The following is a 4,848-nucleotide window of genomic DNA, read 5'->3' as shown; positions in this document are numbered from 1 at the left end:
TTCGTCCTTGACCTGATTGTTCCCGGCACAGCGCAGCGGCGTCCCCCGCCCTCGCCCAGGATCATCGCCGGTCACGGCGCCCTCGGCTGCAGGCCGGCGGCGCGGGCCCGAGGGGGCGGTCGCCTCGGAGCGACCGCCGCTCAGCGCCCGTTCAGGGGCGTCGCCGAGCGCATCGCCGATCCCTCCCCGAGCGCCGCCGAGAGCCCATTCAGGTGGAGTCCCGTGCCACCCCGCAGATGCGCGACGTCGTCCGCGCCGTCTCCGGTCATCACCAGCAGGACGTACTGCTCGGTCCACGTCAGCTTCGTGCCAGCCGCCTGCTCCCGGCTGCCCCGCAGCCCGACGCTGACCAACGACACCCAGCGCACCTGGTCGTTGACGACCGCCTCGTAGGTGAAGACGAGCAGCCGCCCGGGGACCAGTTGGAGGGTGTGCGTACGGCGCTCGATCCGCTCGACCGAATCGCCGATCCGCATGGTGCTGCGCAGAAGCTCGGTGCCGCCGAGGCTCACGTCATACCGGTTGCCCGGGTCGGCCTTTCCCGGCAGGCGCACCCACCGGACACGCCGGTCCGGTTCCGCGAAAGCAGCATAGACCTCCGCCGGCGACGAGCTCAGCTCGCGGTCGAGAACGAACGTGCCGTGGAGAGGGTCACCTGCAGTCACGACTGAAAGCCTACTCCCACAGCTGCGGGCTACCGGCACCCTGACCGCAGCCTCACCATGCGGCAGTGGCAGTGACCTGCCAGGGGCAGGGGTCGGTCCGCGACCCGATTCGTAACCCCTGTCGCACCGGTATCGCCTGGTCCGGACAGGGCTCTGGCTCACTTTCGGTCTGCGCCGTGAGGCGCTGCGGTTCAAGCCCAATGGATCATTCATCACAGCAGCTCGTGGCGGTTTGAACCAGCACCTGCATGCCGACGCAGAAGTGGTGTGCCCCGTTAAATCCGGACAGCCGTTATTAAGATGATCTAAGCGGCGGACTGCTTTTTCAGATATTCGTCGTGGACCTGTCGCGGGGTGCGGTAGTCAAGTCCCGAGTGGCGGCGTGTCGTATTGTAGCGGAGTTCTATGTATCGGGCTATGTCTCGTCGGGCGTGTGCGCGGGTGGGGTAGACGGTACGGTGAACCCGTTCGTTCTTCAGGGCCGCGAAGAACGATTCCGCCATCGCGTTGTCGTAGCAGATCCCGGTCCGGCCGACGGACTGGCGGATCCCGAGCTTCTTCAAGGTAGCAGCGAACTGGGCCGATGTGTAGTTACTTCCGCGGTCCGAATGAAAAATCGCCTGGTCGGTGAGCTGATGGTTACGGGCGGCCATGGTGATGGCGGTGTCGATGAGTCCGGTCCTGTAGTTGTCGTCCATGGCCCAGCCGATGACGGCTTTCGTGTGGCAGTCGATGACGGTCGCGAGGAAAAGCCAGCCTTCCCAGGTCGGGATGTAGGTGATGTCACCGACCATCTTGGTGCCCGGGGTGTCGGCGGTGAAGTCGCGCTGCAGCAGGTCGGGGATCGCGGTGGGGTCCTGGTCCTGTTCGGTCAGGGCGTGCCGCCAGGGGCGGGGCTGGCACGGTTCCAGGTCCTGCTCGCGCATGAGGGCACGGACGAGCTCGGGGCTACAGGGACGGCCCCAGGCACACAGGTCGGCGTGCACGCGCCGGTAGCCGTAGGTGCCGTCGGAGGCGGTGAACGACCGCTGGACGAGGGTGGCGAGCTCGCCGCGGCGGGTCGCGGTCGCGGACGTGGGGCGGTCACGCCATTCGTAGAAACCGGAACGGGAGACCTGGAGCCAGGCGCACATCTGGGTGACAGAGGGCTTCGGTGTGGTGCTGTTCGTGGTGGTGCGGGCGGCGTACTCCGCATCGATGAACTCGAACATGTCGCTCACCGATGATCCTTCGCGAAGTACGCTGCGCATTTTTTTAGGAATGCGTTCTCCATGGCCAGTTCCCGGTTCTGCCGTTCGAGATCGCGTATCCGTGCGTTGTCCTCGGCGGCCGGTGATGGCGCCTCGCCGGCGTGGGCGCGCCGGTAGGCGGCGACCCAGACCCCGAGTGTTCCCTCGACGATGCCGAGTTCACGTGCGACGTCGGCGATCGGACGGGATGTCTCGATCACCATCTTCACCGCCTCGTCCTTGAACTCGGGCGAGTACTTCCTGCGCTTCTGCGTCAACTATTACCCCTTCCGTGCTGCCCCTAATTCTAGTAGGGGTCACTGTCCGGAAGGAAAGAGGCGCCTCAAAGGGCCTACCTGCATCTCGAAAACGGCACGGTCACTGTCGAGCGTTCCGACTTCTATTCCAGAATCTCCTCCAGCCCTCTTCCGGACACACCAACGCCCTGGCCGAGTCGCTATTCGGGAGCCCGAAAAATGATTTCGTCCACCGCGAGAACTATCCGACCAGCCGCGTCGCCCGTACCACGATCGCCGATCACATCGAGATCTTCTACAACCGGCAGCGACTCTACTCCACCCTCGGCTGCCGAACCCCCGGGCACGTTGAAAAACTCTACCGCGCAACCGCCGCAACCATTACGGAGGCCGCATAAGCTGGATAATGTTTCCACTACGCAGGTGTCCGGAAAACGAGGCTCACCTCAGCTATAGTCGGCGGAATCAGGCGGTCATACTGATGATTAATGTGTGGTGTCAATACGCCTGGTGATGGCCACTGGCGGGTGGGTAAAACTTTTACATGAGGTATGCGACGGGTGGCGGGTTGACGCCCGCCGAGCAGGTGGAACGGGAACAGGTCCGGATGGCCGCGGCTGTCCGGTTCGGTCAGGGTGCGACCCGGGCGGAGGTGGCCCGGGAATTCAAAGTCACCCCGAAAACGGCGGGCCGCTGGTACCAGACGTGGGAGTCAGGGGGTGCGGGCGCGCTGCGGTCGACCGGTCCGTTGTCGGCGTGCCGGCTGGAGGATCGGCAGTTGGCCCGGTTGGAGGCGATCCTGCGCCGGGGTCCGGGACCGTACGGCTGGGATGATCAGCGGTGGACGTTGGCCCGGGTCGCGCAGGTGATCGAACGGGAGTTCGGGTTCACGTACACGTTGCCCGGGGTGTGGATGCTGCTGGACCGCAACGGCTGGTCGTGTCAGCTCCCTGCGCGTCGAGCGATCGAACGCGACGACACCGCGGTCGAGACCTGGACGCACCGGGAGTGGCCGGCGGTACAAAGACCGCGGCGACCCAGGGAGCCTGGGTCTGTTTCCTGGACGAGACAGGACAGGGCCTGAGGCCGCCACGGGCACGGACCTGGGGTCGGCGGGGACAGACCCCGGTAGTGCGGGTACCCGGCCGGGGCGGCTCCGGGCGGGTGAGTGTGGTCGGGATGGTCTGCTACCGGCCCGGGTGGCGCCCGCGGTTGCTCTACCGGGCCCGGACCTGGCGTGGTGGCGGTGGACGCAAGGGCATCGGCTGGCAGGACTGTCGGGATCTGCTGGTCGCCGCGCACGCGCAGCTTCCCGGGGGCCGGCTGGTCCTGGTCTGGGACGGGGTGAACATCCACCGCCAAGCGGAGATGACCGCGTTCCTACGGGAGCACGCCGGCTGGGTGAGCACGGTGGCACTGCCGGCGTACGCGCCGGATCTGAACCCGGCCGAGGGGGTGTGGTCCCAGCTCAAGCGGACCGCGCTGGTGCACCTGGCCGCCCGCACCCTCGACGACGTCCACCGGGCGGTCAAGCACGGGTTGAAACGGCTGCAGTACCGGCCCGGGGTGCTCCTCGGGTTCCTCGCCGAAACCGGCCTAGGGCGCGTGTCGAGTTGTGATCTGTCTGCGGGATTCGCACTCGTGGCGGGGCCTGATCCGGTAGATCGTCCTGCATGACACGGATGCAACTGACGGACGAGGAGTGGGTGTTCATCGAGCCTTACCTGCCGATCGGCGGGTTCGGCCCGTACCCGGCGCGGCTGCGGGCGCAGTTCGAAGGCGTGCTCTGGCGGTTCCGGACGGGTGGGCAGTGGCGGGAGATGCCGGCGGAGTTCGGTGCCTGGCCGACGGTCCACAACCGGTTCCGGCAGTGGCGGGACGCTGGTGTCTTCGAAGCCCTGCTGGAGGGCATGGTCGCCGAGGCCGCGAAGCGGGGTGAGGTGGACCTGTCCCTGGTCAGTGTGGACTCCACCACCGCCCGGGCCCACCACGACGCTGCCGGGATGCACCTGGGCCACGACGTCATCACCGCCCTGGAGAAAGCCGCTGTCGAGGAGGAGAAAACCCGGGAAAAGGGGGCGACTCGGAGGGACAAGACGGGCAGAACGCCGGATGTGACCCCGAGCGGGAAGAGCGACGACGTATCCGGCGTCGGCACGGCCTGCGGCTGAAAGCTGCTCTGCTGGGACGGTCGAGGGGCGGGCAGACCAGCAAGGTTCACCTCGCCGCCGACCGCAAGTGCCGTCCGCTGGCGTTCGTCCTGACCGCGGGGCAGGCCGCGGACAGCCCGCAGTTCATCCCCGTGCTGGCGAAAGTACGGGTCCCCGGGCCCGTCGGCCGTCCCCGCACCCGACCCGACGCGGTCGCCGGGGACAAGGCGTACTCGTCCCGCGGCAACCGCGCCTACCTGCGGAAACGCGGCATCAAGGTGGTCATCCCGGAGAAGAAGGACCAGGCCGCCAACCGGAAGAAGAAGGGCAGTAGGGGCGGCCGGCCCGTCCGCCACGACGCTGATCTCTACAAGGAGCGGAACACCGTCGAGCGTCTGATCAACAAGCTGAAGGCTTGGCGAGGCATCGCCACCCGCTATGACAAGACCCCGGGCAGCTACCTCGCAGGTCTCCACCTCCGCGCCTCGATGATCTGGATCAAGGAGCTCACGCAAACCACCCCTTGATCACAACCAAATACGCACCC

General features: G+C 66.8%; 5 protein-coding genes and 1 pseudogene. 4 read left to right on the top strand and 2 right to left on the bottom strand.

Going from position 1 to position 4,848, the window contains the following annotated elements:
* Positions 1-140 precede the first annotated feature (140 nt).
* The gene (locus AC08OP_RS20800; protein ID WP_476615717.1) at positions 141-665 is read right to left on the bottom strand and encodes an SRPBCC family protein; all 525 of its coding nucleotides are present in this window, start codon (positions 663-665) and stop codon (positions 141-143) included.
* A 305-nt stretch (positions 666-970) separates the two neighbouring features.
* A protein-coding gene (locus tag AC08OP_RS20795; RefSeq protein ID WP_476615716.1) for an IS3 family transposase occupies positions 971-2,172 on the bottom strand; the annotation gives its coding sequence in 2 pieces (ribosomal slippage) (positions 971-1,908 and positions 1,908-2,172; 1,203 coding nt in all).
* 14 nt (positions 2,173-2,186) lie between these two features.
* On the opposite strand from AC08OP_RS20795, the gene AC08OP_RS20790 reads away from it, so the two are divergent.
* The 4 genes and pseudogenes from AC08OP_RS20790 to AC08OP_RS20775 all read left to right on the top strand — a co-directional run bounded on the left by AC08OP_RS20790 (position 2,187) and on the right by AC08OP_RS20775 (position 4,828).
* A complete protein-coding gene (locus tag AC08OP_RS20790) occupies positions 2,187-2,549 on the top strand; it encodes an integrase core domain-containing protein (protein WP_476615715.1) in 363 nt (120 codons plus the stop codon).
* Between the two features lie 146 nt (positions 2,550-2,695).
* Complete coding sequence (locus AC08OP_RS20785; protein WP_476615714.1) at positions 2,696-3,235, top strand: winged helix-turn-helix domain-containing protein; 540 nt, start codon at positions 2,696-2,698, stop codon at positions 3,233-3,235.
* A complete protein-coding gene (locus tag AC08OP_RS20780; RefSeq protein WP_476615713.1) occupies positions 3,160-3,828 on the top strand; it encodes an IS630 family transposase in 669 nt (222 codons plus the stop codon). Before AC08OP_RS20785 ends, AC08OP_RS20780 begins: the two co-directional genes overlap by 76 nt.
* Positions 3,825-4,828, top strand: a pseudogene (locus tag AC08OP_RS20775) (IS5 family transposase). Before AC08OP_RS20780 ends, AC08OP_RS20775 begins: the two are co-directional and overlap by 4 nt.
* Positions 4,829-4,848: the final 20 nt, after the last annotated feature.

It is taken from the genome of Frankia sp. CeRuru1 (genome assembly GCF_977966315.1).
This window is presented reverse-complemented; position numbering and strand designations above follow the sequence as displayed.

Bases quoted from the DNA above. Each gene is read 5' to 3' on its own strand.
- AC08OP_RS20785 (WP_476615714.1), top strand. From the start codon at position 2,696: ATGAGGTATGCGACGGGTGGCGGGTTGACGCCCGCCGAGCAGGTGGAA.